At 32.3% G+C, this 18,041-nt stretch carries 19 protein-coding genes, 1 pseudogene and 1 other annotated feature; of the genes and pseudogenes, 18 read left to right on the top strand and 2 right to left on the bottom strand.

Annotated features, from left to right (window positions below; genetic code table 11):
- Positions 1–66 precede the first annotated feature (66 nt).
- From E4T68_RS03755 to rpmA, 18 genes are all read left to right on the top strand, one after another.
- Positions 67–744, top strand: a complete 678-nt coding sequence (locus tag E4T68_RS03755) for a DUF969 domain-containing protein (protein WP_135124269.1) — start codon at positions 67–69, stop codon at positions 742–744.
- Positions 745–758: 14 nt separating this feature from the next.
- Complete coding sequence (locus tag E4T68_RS03750; protein ID WP_135124267.1) at positions 759–1,682, top strand: DUF979 domain-containing protein; 924 nt, start codon at positions 759–761, stop codon at positions 1,680–1,682.
- A 27-nt stretch (positions 1,683–1,709) separates the two neighbouring features.
- Entirely contained in the window at positions 1,710–2,351 is a 642-nt protein-coding gene (gene pcp, locus E4T68_RS03745; protein WP_135124265.1) for a pyroglutamyl-peptidase I, read from the top strand.
- A 589-nt stretch (positions 2,352–2,940) separates the two neighbouring features.
- Positions 2,941–3,636 carry a response regulator transcription factor gene (locus E4T68_RS03740; RefSeq protein ID WP_135124263.1) on the top strand — a complete coding sequence of 232 codons (696 nt, stop codon included), beginning with the start codon at positions 2,941–2,943 and terminating at the stop codon, positions 3,634–3,636.
- On the top strand, positions 3,633–5,132 hold the full coding sequence (locus E4T68_RS03735; RefSeq protein ID WP_135124260.1) for an ATP-binding protein: 1,500 nt from the start codon (positions 3,633–3,635) through the stop codon (positions 5,130–5,132). The genes E4T68_RS03740 and E4T68_RS03735 overlap by 4 nt, the downstream gene beginning before the upstream one ends.
- 13 nt (positions 5,133–5,145) lie before the next feature.
- Positions 5,146–5,583 carry a DUF948 domain-containing protein gene (locus E4T68_RS03730; RefSeq protein WP_135124258.1) on the top strand — a complete coding sequence of 146 codons (438 nt, stop codon included), beginning with the start codon at positions 5,146–5,148 and terminating at the stop codon, positions 5,581–5,583.
- An 11-nt stretch (positions 5,584–5,594) separates the two neighbouring features.
- Positions 5,595–5,969, top strand: a complete 375-nt coding sequence (locus tag E4T68_RS03725; protein ID WP_135124256.1) for a YtxH domain-containing protein — start codon at positions 5,595–5,597, stop codon at positions 5,967–5,969.
- Between the two features lie 155 nt (positions 5,970–6,124).
- Positions 6,125–7,015 carry a ribosome small subunit-dependent GTPase A gene (gene rsgA / locus E4T68_RS03720; protein WP_135124254.1) on the top strand — a complete coding sequence of 297 codons (891 nt, stop codon included), beginning with the start codon at positions 6,125–6,127 and terminating at the stop codon, positions 7,013–7,015.
- A gap of 2 nt (positions 7,016–7,017) precedes the next feature.
- A complete protein-coding gene (rpe, locus tag E4T68_RS03715) occupies positions 7,018–7,659 on the top strand; it encodes a ribulose-phosphate 3-epimerase (RefSeq protein ID WP_135124252.1) in 642 nt (213 codons plus the stop codon).
- 3 nt (positions 7,660–7,662) lie between these two features.
- Positions 7,663–8,298 (top strand): thiamine diphosphokinase, encoded by a 636-nt coding sequence (locus tag E4T68_RS03710; RefSeq protein ID WP_135124250.1) that lies wholly within the window; start codon positions 7,663–7,665, stop codon positions 8,296–8,298.
- 585 nt (positions 8,299–8,883) lie between these two features.
- Positions 8,884–9,930 carry an alcohol dehydrogenase AdhP gene (gene adhP / locus E4T68_RS03705; RefSeq protein WP_135124295.1) on the top strand — a complete coding sequence of 349 codons (1,047 nt, stop codon included), beginning with the start codon at positions 8,884–8,886 and terminating at the stop codon, positions 9,928–9,930.
- A 790-nt stretch (positions 9,931–10,720) separates the two neighbouring features.
- A complete protein-coding gene (locus tag E4T68_RS03700) occupies positions 10,721–11,710 on the top strand; it encodes a mannose/fructose/sorbose PTS transporter subunit IIA (protein WP_135124248.1) in 990 nt (329 codons plus the stop codon).
- A 12-nt stretch (positions 11,711–11,722) separates the two neighbouring features.
- Entirely contained in the window at positions 11,723–12,535 is an 813-nt protein-coding gene (locus tag E4T68_RS03695; protein ID WP_135124246.1) for a PTS mannose/fructose/sorbose transporter subunit IIC, read from the top strand.
- 14 nt (positions 12,536–12,549) lie between these two features.
- Positions 12,550–13,464, top strand: coding sequence for a PTS system mannose/fructose/sorbose family transporter subunit IID (locus E4T68_RS03690; RefSeq protein WP_135124245.1), 915 nt, complete (start codon positions 12,550–12,552; stop codon positions 13,462–13,464).
- A 361-nt stretch (positions 13,465–13,825) separates the two neighbouring features.
- On the top strand, positions 13,826–14,182 hold the full coding sequence (locus E4T68_RS03685) for a DUF956 family protein (protein WP_135124243.1): 357 nt from the start codon (positions 13,826–13,828) through the stop codon (positions 14,180–14,182).
- Positions 14,183–14,314: 132 nt separating this feature from the next.
- Positions 14,315–14,386: a sequence feature (ribosomal protein L21 leader region), on the top strand.
- A 13-nt stretch (positions 14,387–14,399) separates the two neighbouring features.
- Positions 14,400–14,708 carry a 50S ribosomal protein L21 gene (gene rplU, locus E4T68_RS03680; protein WP_135124241.1) on the top strand — a complete coding sequence of 103 codons (309 nt, stop codon included), beginning with the start codon at positions 14,400–14,402 and terminating at the stop codon, positions 14,706–14,708.
- An 18-nt stretch (positions 14,709–14,726) separates the two neighbouring features.
- Positions 14,727–15,065, top strand: a complete 339-nt coding sequence (locus tag E4T68_RS03675; protein WP_135124239.1) for a ribosomal-processing cysteine protease Prp — start codon at positions 14,727–14,729, stop codon at positions 15,063–15,065.
- A gap of 27 nt (positions 15,066–15,092) precedes the next feature.
- Positions 15,093–15,380, top strand: a complete 288-nt coding sequence (rpmA, locus tag E4T68_RS03670) for a 50S ribosomal protein L27 (protein WP_135124237.1) — start codon at positions 15,093–15,095, stop codon at positions 15,378–15,380.
- Positions 15,381–15,774: 394 nt separating this feature from the next.
- On the opposite strand, the gene E4T68_RS03665 is transcribed toward rpmA, so the two are convergent.
- Together E4T68_RS03665 and E4T68_RS03660 are read right to left on the bottom strand one after the other, a co-directional pair.
- The gene (locus tag E4T68_RS03665; RefSeq protein WP_167753800.1) at positions 15,775–17,394 is read right to left on the bottom strand and encodes an LTA synthase family protein; all 1,620 of its coding nucleotides are present in this window, start codon (positions 17,392–17,394) and stop codon (positions 15,775–15,777) included.
- Positions 17,395–17,786: 392 nt separating this feature from the next.
- Positions 17,787–18,041, bottom strand: a pseudogene (locus E4T68_RS03660) (ISNCY family transposase); the annotation flags it as partial.

The following is an 18,041-nucleotide window of genomic DNA, read 5'->3' as shown; positions in this document are numbered from 1 at the left end:
ATTTTTGATTAATCACATGAGACATTGTATAATAAATCTTATGACTTTAGAAAGGGGTTAAACCGTATGGAATGGATTAAATTAATTGGTATTGCCATTATTATTGTAGGATTTATGCTTAAATTAGACACTATAGCAACTGTGGTAGTGGCTGGTTTAGCAACAGCCTTAGTTTCTGGGTTATCAATTACAGAATTTTTAGAATTATTAGGAACGGAATTTGTTAAAAATAGAGCAGTGACTATATTTTTAATTACGTTACCATTAATTGGAATGTCAGAAAGGTTCGGATTAAAACAACGTGCTGTCAAAATTATTCAGTCAATTAAAGGATTGACAGTCGGCAGTTTTTATACTGTTTATTTAATTATCCGATTAATTGCTGGTTTATTTTCAATCCGTTTAGGTGGACATCCACAATTTGTACGTCCACTTATTGCACCAATGGGAGAGGCGGCTGCAACCAAAAAAGTAGGGAACTTACTTGAAAAAGATACTGAAAAAATTAAAGCGTACGCTGCCGCTAATGAAAACTTTGGAAATTTCTTTGGACAAAATCTATTTTTAGGTGCTTCGGGAGTTCTTTTAATTAATGGGACATTAACTCAATTAGGTTATGAAAATAGTACGGGTGCTATTGCTGGTGCGTCTTTTCCGATAGCGATTACTGTATTGATTGTAGTCGGCATATATAATGCATTATTGGATAGAAAATTAAAACATAATCATAAGAATAAAAAATAGAGAGGAGTTTGTCAATGAACGAAGCAAGTGCAGACATTTTAGAAATCATTTGTTTTATTATCGGATGCCAATTATTACATACTGCTTATACGGTAATTCGTGATACAACAAACTCAGCACGTTTTGGAACAACATTATTTTGGAGTTTACTAGGAATAGTTTTTATTTTTGGAAAATTTTTACCACCTATCGTAACAGGGATTATTGTTGTCATTATTTCTGTATTAACATTATTTAAACAAGTAAAAATTGGGACATTACCTCAAGTTAATGAGCAAGAGGCAGAAGAAAATGCTAAAAGAATTGGATCAGCTATTTTTGTACCGGTTATTGCTTTAGCTGTATTTTCGTTGATTATACCGTTGTTTTATAATAAATTAGGTGTAGTTGCTATAGGGATTGCTGCTATTATTTCTACACTAATTGGCTTAACGATTGTTGATAGGAGTCCAAGAATCTTAGCAAAAGAAAATACACGTATGGTTCAACAAATTTCAACAAGTAGTATTCTACCACAATTATTAGCAGCACTTGGAGCTGTATTTACAGTTTCTGGTGTAGGTACGGTCATTTCTAATTTAATTAGTGGTGTTGTTCCAGAAGGTAATCGTTTATTTGGAGTGATTGCTTATGTATTAGGAATGGTTTTATTTACTGTTATTATGGGAAATGCTTTTGCTGCGTTTACGGTTATTACAGTAGGTGTAGGTGTACCATTTGTATTTGCTCTGGGTGCTAATCCAGTAGTAGCTGGAGCCTTAGCCATGACGGCAGGATATTGTGGAACTTTATTAACGCCAATGGCAGCTAATTTTAATGCTGTTCCAGTAGCATTAATGGATTTAAAAGATAAAAATGCAGTTATTAAAGCACAAGCTCCAGTTGCAATTGTTTTAATTATTGTGCATATTATTTTAATGTATTTATTAGCATTTTAAGGGATAAATAAGAAAGGAGATACAGATATGAAAGTATTAGTAACAGGATTTAATCCTTTTGGTGGAGAAGCAGTCAATCCGGCTTTAGAATCTGTTAAAAAATTGCCTAAAAGTATTGCAGGAGCTGAAGTAGAATGGGTAGAAATTCCTACTGTTTTTCATCAATCTGCCATAGTTTTACGTGAAAAAATGAAAGCATATCAGCCAGATGTGGTGCTTTGTATTGGGCAAGCAGGCGGACGCAGTGCATTAACACCAGAGCGTGTGGCAATTAATCAAGATGATGCACGTATTCCAGATAATGAAGGCAATCAGCCTATTGATGTGCCTATTCAAGAAGATGGTCAACCGGCATATTTTACGGCTTTACCTATTAAAGCAATGGTTGAGGCCATTAAAGCAATCGGTTTACCTGCTCAAGTATCTAATACTGCTGGAACATTTGTTTGTAATCATTTGATGTATCAAGCCTTGTACCTTGCAGAAAAAGAGTTTCCACACGTGAAAGCAGGATTTATGCATATTCCTTACATGATGGAACAAGTAGTTGATAAACCTAATGTTGCAGGTATGGCACTAAATGATATTACAAGAGGTATTCAAGCAGCAATCGAGGCTATTGTAACACACGATAAAGATATAAAAGTCGTTGGTGGTGCCACGCATTAGTATGTGTTAGAAAAGAAATATAATGCTACAACATGCTAGTATATTAGACTAACATGATGTCAAAAATGAATAATAGAAAAAGCTGCATGCACCCTTCACTAAAAAGAAGGGTGCATGCAGCTTTTGGTAGTGTAGCTGTTGGCATTTTTAAAGTTTAACATAGGATAAAGTCATCATTACACGTATTTGCAAGCAAACAATTTTTTTGAATTTAGGTAAAAACTAAAGAGCAGACCTAAAATGGACTCTACATTAAACAATGTAATGATTAACTAATTTTGAGAGATGCAAGTGTTTTTAGGTTTTAAACAGATTTTTTATTGGCAAACGTCCAGTAGACTATGATAAATTGACGCATGTGTATTTACCGAAGCTAAAAAATAGATAAAATGATTACTTATTATTTATGCGTTACAATCTATAGCTATTTACAAGTCATAATTATTCACAAATTATACGTCATGTAGTAAACTTTATGTTTAGAGAATAAACTTAAGAAAAGATTACAAAGTAATGGTAAAAAAACTTAAAATAGGGTATGATAATACTAAATAATGTATTCAAATGTATAAATATAGGAGAGTGTATCATGCAAAAGAATAAAAAACGTGTTCTTATTATTGAAGATGAAAAAAATCTAGCACGTTTCGTTGAATTAGAGTTAAAACACGAAGGGTATGAAACAATGATTTGCCACGATGGACGTAGTGGTCTAGATGAGGCATTACAAAAAGAGTGGGATGTTATTTTATTAGATTTAATGTTGCCTGAATTAAATGGGTTAGAAGTTTGTCGTAGAATTAGACCATTTAAACAGACACCTATTATCATTATGACAGCTAGAGATTCAGTTATTGATCGTGTTTCTGGGTTGGATCAAGGGGCAGATGATTACATTGTTAAGCCATTTGCTATTGAGGAATTATTAGCCAGATTACGTTCACTATTTAGACGACTTGATTTAAGTGATGAGCATACACAAATCAAGCAAACGGTTGTAACATATCGAGATTTAACCATTGAAAAAGAAAATCGTATTGTACGTCGTGGCGATGATATTATTGATTTAACTAAACGTGAGTATGAACTATTGTTAACGCTGATGGAAAATATTAATGTGGTATTATCACGAGATGTTCTATTAGAAAAAGTTTGGGGATATACACCGGAAGTTGAAACAAATGTTGTAGATGTTTACATTCGCTATTTAAGAAACAAAATAGATACGTCTAGTAATAGCTATGTACAAACTGTTCGTGGAACAGGATATGTTATGAGATCATGATAAATAAATATGTATCAAAAAAGCCCTCATTAAGACGGCAATGGATGCTTATGCTAAGTGCAGTATTTATCAGTTTGTATGTTATTGTTTCATTTTCTATGGTTAGTTATATTAAAAAGTTTTATTATGATAATGAATATTCACGTTCTGTTCAATTAAGCGATAAGCTCACTGCTTTATTCGAAAATAATGAGTTAACATTCACAAAACAAGAGCTAACAACATTTTTTGAGCAGGAACAACAAATGTCAATACCCTTATCGTTTTATTTTAAAACAGAGGGGATTGATATAAGACTGATTGATGATAAAGACAGAGTTGTTTATGAAACGATGCCAATGCCGTATATGCTATTTCATAAAAAAGATTTGAATAGCGTGTCAACGATTAAGCACAAACAAATTGATGGCATAACAGTTATTAAACCTATTTATAGTCGACAGACAAATACCTTAAAGGGATATATACAATTATTATTCAGCCTACAAAATTATCATCAGCGTGTCAGAGAAATTCATCAGACCTATTTTTATGTGACAATTATTGCCATTGTATTATGCCTTTTGGTAGCTAATGCTCTTGCTTATCTATTTTTTAGACCAATTAAGCATATGACAGAAGTTATGGCACTTATAAAAAAAGATGCGCTGTCTAAACAACGCATGCAATTATCAAAACGGAGAAAAGATGAGTTAATGGAACTTTCTCTTGGTTTTAATGAATTATTGGATACAATGGATTTATACATTAATCAGCAAAAACAATTTGTTGAAGATGTATCTCATGAGCTACGTACACCAGTTGCTATTGTAGAGGGGCATTTAAAATTACTCAATCGTTGGGGGAAAAATGATCCAGCTGTTTTAGAAGAATCATTACATGCTTCTTTATTAGAAATTAATCGTATGAAGACCTTAGTCCAAGAAATGTTAGATTTATCAAGAGCAGAGCAAGTTAGTATTCACTATGCAGATGATTTAACAGAAGTGAGCGGTGTGATTGAGCAAGTTCATCAAAATTTCCAAATCATTTATCCAGATTTTACATTTACATTGGATAATGATATTCATTCAGAAACAAAAGAAATTTGGGTAGGTATTGCAAGACATCATTTTGAACAGATTTTAATTATTTTATTAGATAATGCAGTAAAATATTCTACCACTCAAAAACTAATTCATTTGTCTATTTCAAATACAATCGCTAATGTTCAAATTACTGTTCAAGATTTTGGTGAGGGGATTGATACTGAAAATATTAATAAAATATTTGGACGATTTTATCGTGTAGATAAAGCACGTTCAAGACATAAGGGAGGAAATGGGTTAGGTTTGTCTATTGCTAAAGAGTTAATTGAGGGCTATCGAGGAAATATTAGTGTGGAAAGTGTTGTAGGAAATGGATCAATTTTTAGAATAGAATTTCCAATTATTACAGACTATGCTAAAATTGTACAAGAGAAACGTAAAGTAAAACAAAGTCAATTAATGAATTAATAAGGAGAAGCGTATGAACTTAAATGATATTTTAATCACACTATTATTGATTGTTTGTATTGTACTCATTGTTGTAGCAGTTTTTATGGTAAAAAAATTGATTGAAGTATTAAAAACATCTGATAATTTGTTGAAAGAAGTCACAAATACAGTTACACTTTTAACAAAAGATGTGGATAGTTTAGCAATAGAAGTAGAAGGATTGTTAAACAAATCTAATCATCTGTTAAATGATTTAAATGGAAAACTGGAAAAAACAGATCCTGCTTTTAGTGCAATAGGCGAACTAGGGATATCTGTGTCTAACGTAAATACATCAGCTAAAAATTTGTCCAAATCATTTATAGTGAAAAAAAATAATATGAACAATACTATTGCTAAAACTGGCTCATCAATGGGTAGAATTTTTAAAAGTTTAACAAAAAAGAAAACAAAAATTAAAAAATATTAGAGGTGTTTTATATGAGTAAAAAATTTTTATTAGGTACATTATTTGGAGCTACAATCGGAGCAACATTAGCATTTCTATTTGCTCCAAAATCTGGTGAAGAATTAAGAGAAGAATTGGCAGATAAATCTCAAGATTTAAAAGCAACTGTTTTAGATTATGTTGAATTAGCAACAATTAAAAGCGGTGAATTAAAAGAAGCAGCAGTTCAAAAAAAGGACGATTTTGCTGTATCTATTAATGAAAGTGTTCAAGAATTGAAATCTCAGTTTGCTCAAAAACAAAATGAATTAAAAGATCAATTGACTCAATTACGTCAAATAAAAGATGATGTCAAAGAAACAATTGAAGAAAAAGTTGAAGATATTAAAGAAGATGTAGATGCTTAGTTTTGAAAAACCGTGTGTGTCACACACGGTTTTTCACGTTAGACATGTATAAAAGTGCAAAATAAATGATATAAGCATAAATTATAGTAACAAATTGGTTATGCCTATATGAGTGTAAAAGATTTGTATATAAATAGACACTAAAACAGGAAAGGATGGATAATATTAGAGGACAGATTAGAAAAGCGATGAGTGGATTTTATTATGTGTTAGGAGAAGATAATATATTATATCAAACAAGAGGGAGAGGGAATTTTAGAGCAAAAAAACAAATGCCATTAGTTGGCGATTATGTTGAGTTTGAAAGTGAAAATACAAAAGAAGGTGTACTAACATCTCTGTTGCCAAGAGTAAATACACTAATTAGACCAGCAATTTGCAATGTAGCACATGCAGTTATTGTGATGTCAGCAGTTAATCCACAATTTTCTCCTGCTTTATTAGATCGCTTTATTGTGATGTTGGAGCATTTATCTATTCAGCCCATAATATACATCAGTAAAATGGATTTAATAGAGCATGATACTGCAGAAATTGAACAGTATAGATCTTATTATCAGCAATTAGGCTATCCGGTTATTTTATCTTCTCAACAATTGAGTGATTTAACATCACTATTAACGAATGGAATTACTGTTTTAATGGGACAATCAGGTGCTGGGAAATCAACTCTACTCAATACTTTGTTGCCTGATTTAGCATTAAAAACAGCAGAAATTTCTGATTATTTAGGACGTGGGAAGCATACAACTAGGCATGTTGAAGTCTATGCTGTAGACAATTGTTTGATTGCTGATACACCCGGATTTAGTGCCATTGATTTTATTGGTATTGAGGCTAGTCAACTCAAGGATTATTTTATTGAGTTTAGTAAGATGTCTAACTCATGTAAATTTAGGGAGTGCCTACATATAGATGAACCACAATGTACCATTAAGAAAAATTTATCATCGCATTCAGTGATGACTGAAAGATACCAACATTATTTACAATTTTATAAAGAAATACAAACAAAAAAGAAACAATATAAAAAAAGTGAGGGTTAATTATGAAAGTAGCACCATCAATATTAAGTGCTGATTTTGCAAATTTACAAAGAGATGTGGAGAGAGTTGAACAGGCTGGAGCAGACTGGATACATATTGATGCTATGGATGGACATTTTGTTCCTAATTTAACATTAGGTGCCAATATTGTATCAGCACTGAAAAAAGTGACCACTTTACCTTTAGATTGTCATCTGATGATTGCTAATCCAGAACAGTACATTAGCGACTTTGCTAAAGCAGGAGCAGATGTTATTACTGTTCACTATGAAGCAAGTCAGCATTTGCATCGTGTGATTCAACAAATTAAAGATTGTAAAGTTAAAGCAGGAGTTGCCGTTAATCCTGCAACGCCAGTATGTGTGATTGAACCTATTTTACAAGATGTTGATTTGGTTTTAGTGATGAGTGTAAACCCCGGATTTGGTGGACAATCGTTTATTGATTCAACCTTATCTAAAATGAAGCAATTAGATGAGTTAAGAAAAAAACATGGGTATCATTATGTCATTCAAGTTGATGGTGGCATTAACAATCAAACAGCAAAATCTTGTCAAGACGTAGGTGTAGATATTGTTGTAGCAGGCTCGTATATCTATCAATCAAAAGAGATTCCACAAGCTATTGCAAGTTTAAAAGGGTGATGTATGAAAAAAACAATTATATTTTGTGCAGGTGCTCCACTTGCTTATGTGGATAAAGTAAAAGATGTGCAGTTTCCTATTCTAGTTGGTGTTGACGGTGGGACAAAAATACTTATTGAAGCAGGTTATACATTAGATTTTGCAATTGGCGATTTTGATTCGACAATTGTTCCTCAAGCGAAAGAAGTTATTGTGCTACCTACTAAAAAAGATGATACAGATTTACAGTATGCTCTTTATACGGTACTGTCACAATTTCATTTAGATGATATTGAAGAAGTCATTGTCCTAGGTGCGTTGGGAGGTGGTCGCTTAGATCACTTATTATGCAATATTTGGCTAGCATTTGATGTGAAATTGGAAAAATGGTTTCCTAAATTGCACTTAGTTGATGAAAAAAATAGTGCATCATTCTATTTACCTGGAACATATTCTTTACAAAAAGAGGAACATAAGAAATATTTATCGTTTATTTTAATGAGCCCTGTGAAACATTTATCCTTATCTGGAGTAGAGTACCCTTTGGATAAAAAAAGCTATGATCGTCCACGCTCATTAATTAGTAATGAATTTTTAGAGAATGACATGACCTTTTCGTTTGAGACAGGATTAATTTGTGTCATGCAAACAATTGATTAAAACAGTTTGTAGATTTTTGGTAATAAAGAGTGTGAATTGATGTAAAACAATCGTGTAGAGACTGGGACAAAACTAAAATTTTAGCTTTTCGATTAACATTTGAAAAATTGAAAACAGCTTAGAATCAACGTTTCTAATGACGTCGTTATAAGCTGTTTTTTATTTTTAAGACTTTTTTCCCAGTCCTTACACGATTGTTTTTATGTCCTAAATGAAACTAATCTGTTTGTTTTCTGCTAAAGTTTGCCGAGTTTTTTATGTTATGTGAATTGTTTATTTTATTTTTGGTTATTAATTAAGAATATAGATTATTATATGTTATATTGAGAAAAAATAATAGTTATGGATATACATATAAATAGTTATTACATCGTGTTTTCTGTATAGTTTATCATATGAATGACTAGAAAAAATATAAATTTTTGTTTGTGTGAGTTGTAGATAATTTGAATTTATGATACAATAATGTCATAAAAAATAGTAAATAAAAACGCATTTTTTATTTTGTATTCAATGTTAAAAAAATCACAAATTTATTTATTATTTTTATCAATTAATTAATAACGGAGGTAATATATTATGACAATGAAAGCGGTAGTTGTTAAAGAAGTTTGTGATGGTTCTGTAGAAGTCATTCAAAAAGATATTCCAAAAGTAGGTGCTGGAGAGGCTCTAGTAAAAGTAGAATATTGTGGAGTGTGTCACACAGATTTACACGTTGCAAATGGTGATTTTGGAAAATTACCAGGAAGAATTTTAGGTCATGAAGGAATTGGGATTGTCACAGAAGTTGCACCTGATGTTACATCTCTTAGAAAAGGTGATCGTGTAAGTATTGCATGGTTCTTTGAAGGATGTGGACACTGTGAGTATTGTACAACTGGTCGTGAAACATTATGCCGTAGTGTAAAAAATGCTGGGTATAGTGTAGATGGTGGGATGTCAGAATACTGTTTAGTTACTGCTGATTATGCTGTTAAAGTTCCAGAAGGACTTGATCCAGCTCAAGCAAGTAGTATTACATGTGCAGGAGTAACAACATACAAAGCTATTAAAGAAGCAGGTGCTGCTCCAGGACAATGGGTGGCTATTTATGGAGCTGGTGGTTTAGGAAATTTAGCTGTTCAATACGCTAAAAAAGTATTTAACGCACATGTTGTAGCAATTGATATTAACAATGATAAATTAGCTTTAGCTAAAGAAGTTGGGGCAGATTTAGTTATTAATGGACGTGAAGTTGATGATGTTGCTGCACTTATTCAAGAAAAAACTGGTGGTTGCCATTCTGCAGTTGTAACGGCTGTTTCTAAAGTGGCATTCAACCAAGCTGTTGATAGTGTACGTGCAGGAGGAACAGTTGTTGCAGTTGGATTACCTTCTGAAATGATGGATTTAAGTATTGTGAAAACTGTATTAGATGGTATTCGTGTTGTTGGATCATTAGTTGGAACACGTAAAGATTTAGAAGAAGCATTCCAATTTGGAGCAGAAGGCTTAGTTGTGCCAGTAGTACAAAAACGTCCAGTTGAAGATGCTCCAGCAGTTTTTGAAGAAATGCATGCTGGAACAATTCAAGGGCGTATGGTATTAGATTTTACTGGTGAAACAACATGTAGTTGTTGTCATCATTAATCATCAACTGAATATATCAGTAAACTGATTTTGCTGCAGCACAAAAGTTAAAATGAATGACAAAACTGTGTAGTGCATAAATTAAGAAAAGACCTAGCAATCAATAAAGTGTTGAGTAAAATACTAAAAAATGTGCTTGTATTACATACATGTGTTAGGAATGAAAATTTTATATTGCTAATATAGAAGGTGTGATATAAGTAAATAGGTAATGTTACATAATATATCCTACTTAAATTTGGTCAAATTTAACAGAAAATAATGTGAAAAAATATGTTAGTTTAACAAATCGGGCGTTCCTTTCATGTGAGCATTCATGCTTAGATAATCCTCGTTTTTCTTGACTACTTTTTTATTCATCACCGAAAATAATTTAGAGTTTGGCGAACATATTATGTCTATTCAAACATTTTGTTGTAAAACAGGGCTTTGAAAAATTAAGCATTATCTGAAGTTATATTTTTTAAACTGTGAGAAATTAACGTGTATACACGTTGATTTCTCATAGTTTTTGTTATTTGGAAAATTTTCCTCAGCCTTGTTTAGCGTGTTACTTATCTTCATAAATTTATACATTTTTAGATTTTATGATATACTTTTTTATTTAACTCATGTAAAATAATTTTATTTCATGATGTGCTATACAATAGTGTATTTTAGTATTGCGTGATGACTTTTTATCAATAAATTTTGTATTTTTTATTAAAAATAATAATTAAATATTTTATTTTTTTGTATTTTGTGATATTCTACGTTCAGAGCATAGGCTCAAAAAACAAGGAGGTTTTATATGGTTGGTATTATTATTGCAAGTCATGGTGAATTTGCACAAGGTATTAAACAGTCCGGCTCTATGATATTCGGAGAACAAGAAAATGTAGCAGCAGTGACATTTATGCCAAGTGAAGGTCCTGAAGACTTACAAAGAAAACTTAGAGAAGCCATTGCGACATTCACGACGGAGGAAGTTTTATTCTTAGTTGATTTATGGGGAGGTAGCCCATTCAATCAAGCTAATATTTTGGTTGAGGAAGCTCCCGAAACACGTGCGATGGTTGCAGGGTTAAATTTACCTATGTTACTTGAAAGTTATGCAGGACGCTTTACAATGACTAAAGCGCATGATATTGCAAAAGCAATTATTCAATCTGCTAAAGACGGGGTAAAAGTAACACCTGAATCTTTACAACCAGAAATTACAGAAAGTACAGTAGAGGTCAACGTACCTCAAAAAGTAGGGTCTATTCCTGAAGGAACAGTTCTAGGTGATGGGCATATTAAATTTGTACTTGCTCGTGTAGATACACGTTTATTACATGGTCAAGTGGCAACAACATGGACAAAAACAACTAAACCGGATAGGATTATTGTTGTTTCAGATAAAGTTTCTCAAGATGATTTACGGAAAAAACTTATTGAACAAGCAGCTCCACCGGGGGTAAGGGCACATGTTATCCCGTTACAAAAATTAGTTGACATTACAAAAGATACACGTTTTGGTAATACAAAGGCATTATTATTATTTGAAAATCCTCAAGATGTGTTAACTGTTGTAGAAAAAGGTGTCGAGATTAAAGAACTAAATATTGGTTCTATGGCACATACTGTCGGTAAAATATTAATTAGTAGCTCTTTATCTGTTGATCAAGCAGACGTTGAGACTTACAAAAAATTATCTGATTTAGGCATTAAGTTCGATGTCAGAAAAGTTCCAGCGGATAAAGCTGCCGATTTGTTTAAACTGATTGCAGCTAAGTCTTCTGAAGGCTTATCACTATAATAGGAGGCAATTATGGAATTTAGTTTTATTTCAATTATATTAGTTTTACTTTTCGCATTTCTAGCAGGAATGGAAGGAGTTCTTGATCAATTTCAGTTCCATCAACCTATCATTGCCTGCTCACTTGTTGGTTTAGCAACAGGTCGTTTAACAGAATGTATCGTTTTAGGTGGTGCATTACAAATTATTGCAATGGGTTGGTCTAACATTGGAGCAGCTATTGCGCCAGATGCTGCATTAGCATCTGTTGCATCAGCTATTATTTATGTTAAAGCAGGGAATTTTGATGCATCTGGACGTAATGTTGCAATTGCGGCTGCAATTACTCTAGCAACAGTTGGTTTAGTATTAGCAATGGTTATGAGAACAGTATCTGTTATTATTGTGCATCAGGCAGATAAAGCTGCTGAAAATGGTAACTTTAGAGGCGTAGAAATATGGCATTTAATTGCTTTAGTTGGTCAAGGGTTACGTATTATGATCCCAGCAGGATTATTATTGTTTATTCCTTCTGAAGCTATTCAAGCTGCACTATCATCATTACCAGAAGAGTTTACTAAAGGTATGACTATTGGTGGTGGGTTCGTTGTAGCTGTTGGTTATGCTATGGTTATTAACTTAATGGCAACAAAAGAAGTATGGCCATTCTTCTTCTTAGGATTTGCTTTAGCACCATTAAACGAATTAACATTAATTGCAACAGGTATTATTGGTCTAGCTCTTGCTGTTATTTACTTAAATTTAAGTAACAACAATAACAATGGATCTAATGGTGGGACAGGTTCTTCTGGCGATCCACTAGGCGATATTCTAAATGATTATTAAAAGGAGATTAGACAATGACAGAAAATAAAGTGACTTTAACAAAAAAAGATCGTATTCGTGTCATGCTACGTTCTCAATTATTACAAGGTTCTTGGAACTATGAACGTATGCAAAATGGTGGTTGGGCATATTCTTTAATTCCAGCTCTAAAAAAATTGTATCCAAACAAAGATGACAGATCAGCTGCTTTAAAGCGCCATTTGGAATTTTTTAATACACACCCATATATTGCTGCACCTATTTTAGGGGTAACATTAGCCTTAGAGGAAGAACGTGCTAATGGGGTTGAAATTGATGATTCTGCTATTCAAGGTGTAAAAGTTGGTATGATGGGACCTTTAGCAGGTATTGGTGATCCAGTATTTTGGTTTACTGTTCGTCCTATTTTAGGAGCTATTGCAGCATCTTTAGCTACTGGTGGATCAATTATTGCACCATTATTCTTTTTCTTAACGTGGAATATTATCCGTATAGTATTCCTGTGGTATACACAAGAATTTGGATATAAGCAAGGATCAGAAATTACAAAAGACTTATCTGGTGGATTGTTACAATCTATTACTAAAGGAGCATCTATTTTAGGGATGTTTGTTATGGGAATTCTTGTACAACGTTGGACAACTATTAATTTCCCAATGGTTGTATCAACCGTTAAATTACAAGATGGTGCGTATATCAAATTCCCTAATGAAGTAATTGGTGGTGAACAATTACAAGGCATTTTGTCAGATATGGCAAGAGGGTTATCTTTAACACCTGAAAAAGTGACAACATTACAAGATAACTTGAATCAATTAATTCCAGGATTTGCAGCATTATTATTAACGTTTTTATGTATGTGGTTATTGAAGAAAAAAGTAAATCCAATTTTAATTATCTTTGGTTTATTTGCTGTAGGTATTCTTGGACATATTGTTCACATTTTCTAAGCGATAATACAGAGAACAAAACTTATTCAAAGCCGTGTTAGTGCGAAAGTGCTAACCGGTTTTTGTTTTTTTTTACATGGTGTTGTGTAGGGTTATGATATGTATAGTTCTTGACTATTCTTTTGGTTAAACTGTAGGTTACGTATTTTATATTAATTTAATCGTGTTGATGAATTTTTTAACTGTAGGCATACTTATTTTTAGGGATAAAATTTTTTAGGCATTTCCATTCAGAATAGGGTATAATAGTGATATAAAGGTAGTCTATTAAGTTAAAAGTGTATTAGCTTTTTATCGTAGTATTATTTAATGGAATAGTATGCTTTTTAGTTGGTAGTACTATATAGAAAGGAATAATATAATGGCAAAATCTCAAAATACTCAAGTTTTATTCGTGACAAAGGCAAACTCTTTTCATAGTGGTTTAGGAGCTAAACATGGAAATGTGATGATTGGGGATAAAGCATTTGAGTTTTATAATGAAAAAAATCCAGAAGATTTTATTCAAATTCCATGGCAAGAAATTGCTCTGGTAAGAGCACAAGTTTTTTTTAGAAATAAATATATTCGTGGGTTTTATATTGATACAAAGCAAAATGGAACGTTCAATTTTGTTGTGTATAAAGCTGGAAAATCGTTAAAAATGATGCGTGAATTTATTGGAAATGAAAAAATTGTAAAACAGCCCTCTATTTTCAAACGTTTATGGAAGAAATAATAAATTATGAACTTGATTTAGTGTTATATTTTGATATATTCCAAGGCATAGGCATAAAAAACGGTGAAATGAGATGTTTTAATTGACTTTTTTCATTTAATTTGCTAAAGTAGTTCTGTTGTAAATGTGCACACCGCACTACAACCGCTCGATATAACGTTTAAGTCCATTATGGCACGTGTATTGGCGAGTCTAAGTAAATATAGGAGGTGCAAAAATGTACGCAATTATCAAAACTGGTGGGAAACAAGTAAAAGTTGAAGTAGGACAAGCAATTTACGTTGAAAAATTAGACGTAGAAGCAGGACAATCTGTTGTCTTTGATGAAGTTGTTTTCGTCGGTGGTGAAGCTGTTAAAGTGGGAACTCCGTTAGTAGCAGGTGCAACTGTTGAAGGAACTGTTGAAAAACAAGGTCGACAAAAGAAAGTTGTTACATTCAAATACAAACGTAGAAAAGATACTCACCGTAAACAAGGTCACCGTCAACCTTATACAAAAGTTGTTATTAATGCTATTAATGCATAATAAAGTTGGTCGTATACAATGATACATATTACTTTCAAAAAAAATAAAAGTAAACAATGGGTGTCATACGAAATTAATGGACATGCTGCTTTTTCTGAGAGTGGAACAGATATTGTCTGTGCAGCTGTTTCGACTTTAGCCATTGTGACATGTAATAACCTTGAACAAATTGCTCAATATCAACCTATTGTGGATGTTGAAGAAGAATTTGGGGGATATTTATATGTTGAAATATTATCTGATTTGTCAGATGAACAACAAGCTATTTCACAAATTTTGTTAGAAAATTTGTATTTAGGCTTGATAATGGTACGTAATGAATACTCTGATTTTGTTGAAATAGAAATTTTTGAATAGTTTATTGAATATAAGGAGGTAACCCAGATGTTGAAATTGAATTTACAATTATTCGCTCATAAAAAAGGTGGAGGTTCTACATCTAACGGACGTGACTCACAAGCAAAACGTTTAGGTGCTAAACGTGCTGATGGTCAACACGTATTAGGTGGAGCAATCTTATATCGTCAACGTGGAACTAAAATTCATCCAGGTGTGAATGTTGGTCGTGGTGGCGATGACACATTATTTGCTAAAGTAGAGGGTATTGTACGTTTTGAGCGTTTAGGACGTGACAAAAAACAAGTTTCTGTTTATCCAGTACCGGCAAAATAATGATGCAAGAGTACAACACACACTTTTAATTACTTAGCAATTAAAAGTGTGTGTTTAATAGTATATAGACAATAAATGGTTTCTATGTTGAAATACTTTTGGTGTACAATAGTAGCCGTTAGGTTAATCATTAGACTGTATGGTCTAGTAGTGATCAACTTTATTTTTGTGGGACTAAAAAATAGTCTTTAGTTAATTGTGTTAGTAATAAGAAGAGTTTGCTAACACTTTTTATTGTATATCCCCTAAGAATTTGGGAAAAGTATCCAAATAACAAAAACTGCGAGAAATCTTCGTTTGTAAACAAAGATTTCTCGCAGTTTTAAACATATTACATCGGATGATAATTAGTTTTTTATGGTTCTACTTAAATCTGATGTCATTTATAGGATTGTTATTTTTTTATAAAAAATTCTTTATTGTAGAATGTACTGTTCTTACTGAGTTCATCATTAAATTTTTCTAGTCCATCACGCTCGATTAAAGTAGGAACATTTGAAAATAAGTTTGTTCCTAACCCTGCTCGATTTCCGTCAAATTCAACACCAATACTTGCTAAAATAGTAGGATAGAAATCAACAGGAGAGTAATGTCTATTTTTGGTATGTTCAGTTGTAATTGGAGAATTTAAGATAACATTATAAATTGTACGTTCATATTGTGGATTAAAATCTTTGAAAAATTCGGCGTCCATACTTAAATGATCTCCAGTAATGACAACAGTTGTATTATTGTAAAAAGGTTGTTTTTGAATCCATCTAATAAATTCACTTACTTGTTTTGAAGAGTGAGCAATAACATTAGCATATTGTGAATCATATTTTTTTGGTGTTGTTGGTGTCATATAGCCGTTTGGAAAATGTGTGTCAGCAGTTTCCATCATAAATTGGAACGGTTTATTGCCTTGAGCTAGTCGAGTTAATTCTGTTTTAGCATATTCAAAGAGTTTATCATCTTCATATCCCCACCATACCGCATAATCATTTGGAATAAGTCCGAGTTTTTTGGCATGTTTATGATCAAAGATATTGTAGTTTCCATGTTGAGTAAAGAATGTTGATAGCCCACCGAAATCAGCATCAGAACCGAACATGATAGTCTGCTCGTATCCATTGTCGTGTAATAAATTTCCTAAATTATAGACACTAGGTAAAAATTGACCGGATAATCCATAATCATTATTGTCCATAGCAATTTTTACTGGAATACCACAAGTCATGTTAACCATTGAGGCAACGGACCATCCAGATCCATAAGTTTGGTGAGGTCCACCCATTTTTTCATTATGTGAAAATTGAATACCTTCTTTAGTTATTTCAGCCAGTTCAGGCATTAAATTATCATTCATATATCCACCCAGTGACTTATCAAAATATGAATTTTCAACAGATTCTAAATGAATAAAAATTAAATTACGTTTTTGTTCTGGGAAACGTGGATTAGTTTGACGAATGTCAACATAATTTTGTTGGATATAATCTGATGAATCATAGTAGGCTTTTGCCACTTGATCTAAATGTAAAATTAATGTGGTGTAAAATACGCTAAAACAAAATAATGCAGTAATGAGTAAATATGACCAGCGTTTACGACGAAAAGATTTTAAGGATTTTTTTGATGTATTTAATGCAATAGTAGATTTTGAAAAAATAATATATGCCAAAACAATTGCAACAGTCACAATTGAAAAAATAGGACTGTACCAAATCTCCATTGCCATTCCTTCTGCTGTACCGACAATAGGAGATTGTAAATTGAATAAAACTTGTTCAGGTGTCAGCTGACCGAAAAATGTTCTAAACCAACTCGAAAAAATAATTAATGCCAGTGAAAAAACGCAGATGATCCATTTGAAACTATTGCTTATAAGTGAATGTTTTATAGACTTAGGCACTAAAGTTATTTTGGATTGTACGACATGATAGAAAGGAATCCATAAGAAAAATAACACACTGCTAATACCTATAAATCCATAAATGGCATGTGTAGGGATTAAGCTTGTAGATTTTTCCATTTGAAAAATTGGAATACAGCGCATAATAGTTATTGTTAACATATAAATGAGCAAGCCACTTGTAAAAAGTGTTAAAGGGGATAATGTGAGTGCTTTAGATTTAAAACGACAATATCCCAAATTAAATAAATAAAAAAGTAGTATATAGCATAATATTCCTATAAATTGCATAATGTTCCTCCAAAAAATATAATCATACTTATATTGATATAGCTTACAACTAATGTACTATACTTGAAGCGTAATTGTCAAAGACTAACTCATAAAAATCATAAATTTTTAATCTGTCAATCGAAAATGAAAATGTCCCAAAATGTGGGCCACTATAAGTGCAATGATTTTAAAAAAAATCATTGCACTTATAGGGCAAAATAATGTATGCTATTAAAGTATCAAGCAAGCTTGTTGTCTTGATACTCTTCAAGAGTTTTTCCAATACTCTTGAGATAGCGTTTGAAAGATGCCAGTTTCCACGGGTGTGATTGTGGTGGAACGTATTGGCGTCTTTCTTTTTTTATATTCTCACCCAAATCAAACATCGCTGAATGCTCTTCATGTGTTAACAAACAACGTGTGGCATAAATGTTGTCAGCGATATTCAAGAAAATATCCCCATTAAATGCTTCAATAACCAACGCTTTTGTGTG

Source organism: Granulicatella sp. WM01, from assembly GCF_004570605.1.
Lineage (GTDB): Bacteria > Bacillota > Bacilli > Lactobacillales > Aerococcaceae > WM01.
The sequence above is the reverse complement of the archived record's forward strand: the minus strand, read 5'-3'. Positions and strand labels throughout refer to the sequence as shown.

Excerpts from the sequence above, each read along its gene's own strand:
- E4T68_RS03755 (WP_135124269.1), top strand. The coding sequence starts at position 67 with ATGGAATGGATTAAATTAATTGGTATTGCCATTATTATTGTAGGATTT.
- E4T68_RS03750 (WP_135124267.1), top strand. The coding sequence starts at position 759 with ATGAACGAAGCAAGTGCAGACATTTTAGAAATCATTTGTTTTATTATC.
- pcp (WP_135124265.1), top strand. The coding sequence starts at position 1,710 with ATGAAAGTATTAGTAACAGGATTTAATCCTTTTGGTGGAGAAGCAGTC.
- E4T68_RS03740 (WP_135124263.1), top strand. The coding sequence starts at position 2,941 with ATGCAAAAGAATAAAAAACGTGTTCTTATTATTGAAGATGAAAAAAAT.
- E4T68_RS03735 (WP_135124260.1), top strand. The coding sequence starts at position 3,633 with ATGATAAATAAATATGTATCAAAAAAGCCCTCATTAAGACGGCAATGG.
- E4T68_RS03730 (WP_135124258.1), top strand. The coding sequence starts at position 5,146 with ATGAACTTAAATGATATTTTAATCACACTATTATTGATTGTTTGTATT.
- E4T68_RS03725 (WP_135124256.1), top strand. The coding sequence starts at position 5,595 with ATGAGTAAAAAATTTTTATTAGGTACATTATTTGGAGCTACAATCGGA.
- rsgA (WP_135124254.1), top strand. The coding sequence starts at position 6,125 with ATGGATAATATTAGAGGACAGATTAGAAAAGCGATGAGTGGATTTTAT.
- rpe (WP_135124252.1), top strand. The coding sequence starts at position 7,018 with ATGAAAGTAGCACCATCAATATTAAGTGCTGATTTTGCAAATTTACAA.
- E4T68_RS03710 (WP_135124250.1), top strand. The coding sequence starts at position 7,663 with ATGAAAAAAACAATTATATTTTGTGCAGGTGCTCCACTTGCTTATGTG.
- adhP (WP_135124295.1), top strand. The coding sequence starts at position 8,884 with ATGAAAGCGGTAGTTGTTAAAGAAGTTTGTGATGGTTCTGTAGAAGTC.
- E4T68_RS03700 (WP_135124248.1), top strand. The coding sequence starts at position 10,721 with ATGGTTGGTATTATTATTGCAAGTCATGGTGAATTTGCACAAGGTATT.
- E4T68_RS03695 (WP_135124246.1), top strand. The coding sequence starts at position 11,723 with ATGGAATTTAGTTTTATTTCAATTATATTAGTTTTACTTTTCGCATTT.
- E4T68_RS03690 (WP_135124245.1), top strand. The coding sequence starts at position 12,550 with ATGACAGAAAATAAAGTGACTTTAACAAAAAAAGATCGTATTCGTGTC.
- E4T68_RS03685 (WP_135124243.1), top strand. The coding sequence starts at position 13,826 with ATGGCAAAATCTCAAAATACTCAAGTTTTATTCGTGACAAAGGCAAAC.
- rplU (WP_135124241.1), top strand. The coding sequence starts at position 14,400 with ATGTACGCAATTATCAAAACTGGTGGGAAACAAGTAAAAGTTGAAGTA.
- E4T68_RS03675 (WP_135124239.1), top strand. The coding sequence starts at position 14,727 with ATGATACATATTACTTTCAAAAAAAATAAAAGTAAACAATGGGTGTCA.
- rpmA (WP_135124237.1), top strand. The coding sequence starts at position 15,093 with ATGTTGAAATTGAATTTACAATTATTCGCTCATAAAAAAGGTGGAGGT.
- E4T68_RS03665 (WP_167753800.1), bottom strand. The coding sequence starts at position 17,394 with ATGGAAAAATCTACAAGCTTAATCCCTACACATGCCATTTATGGATTT.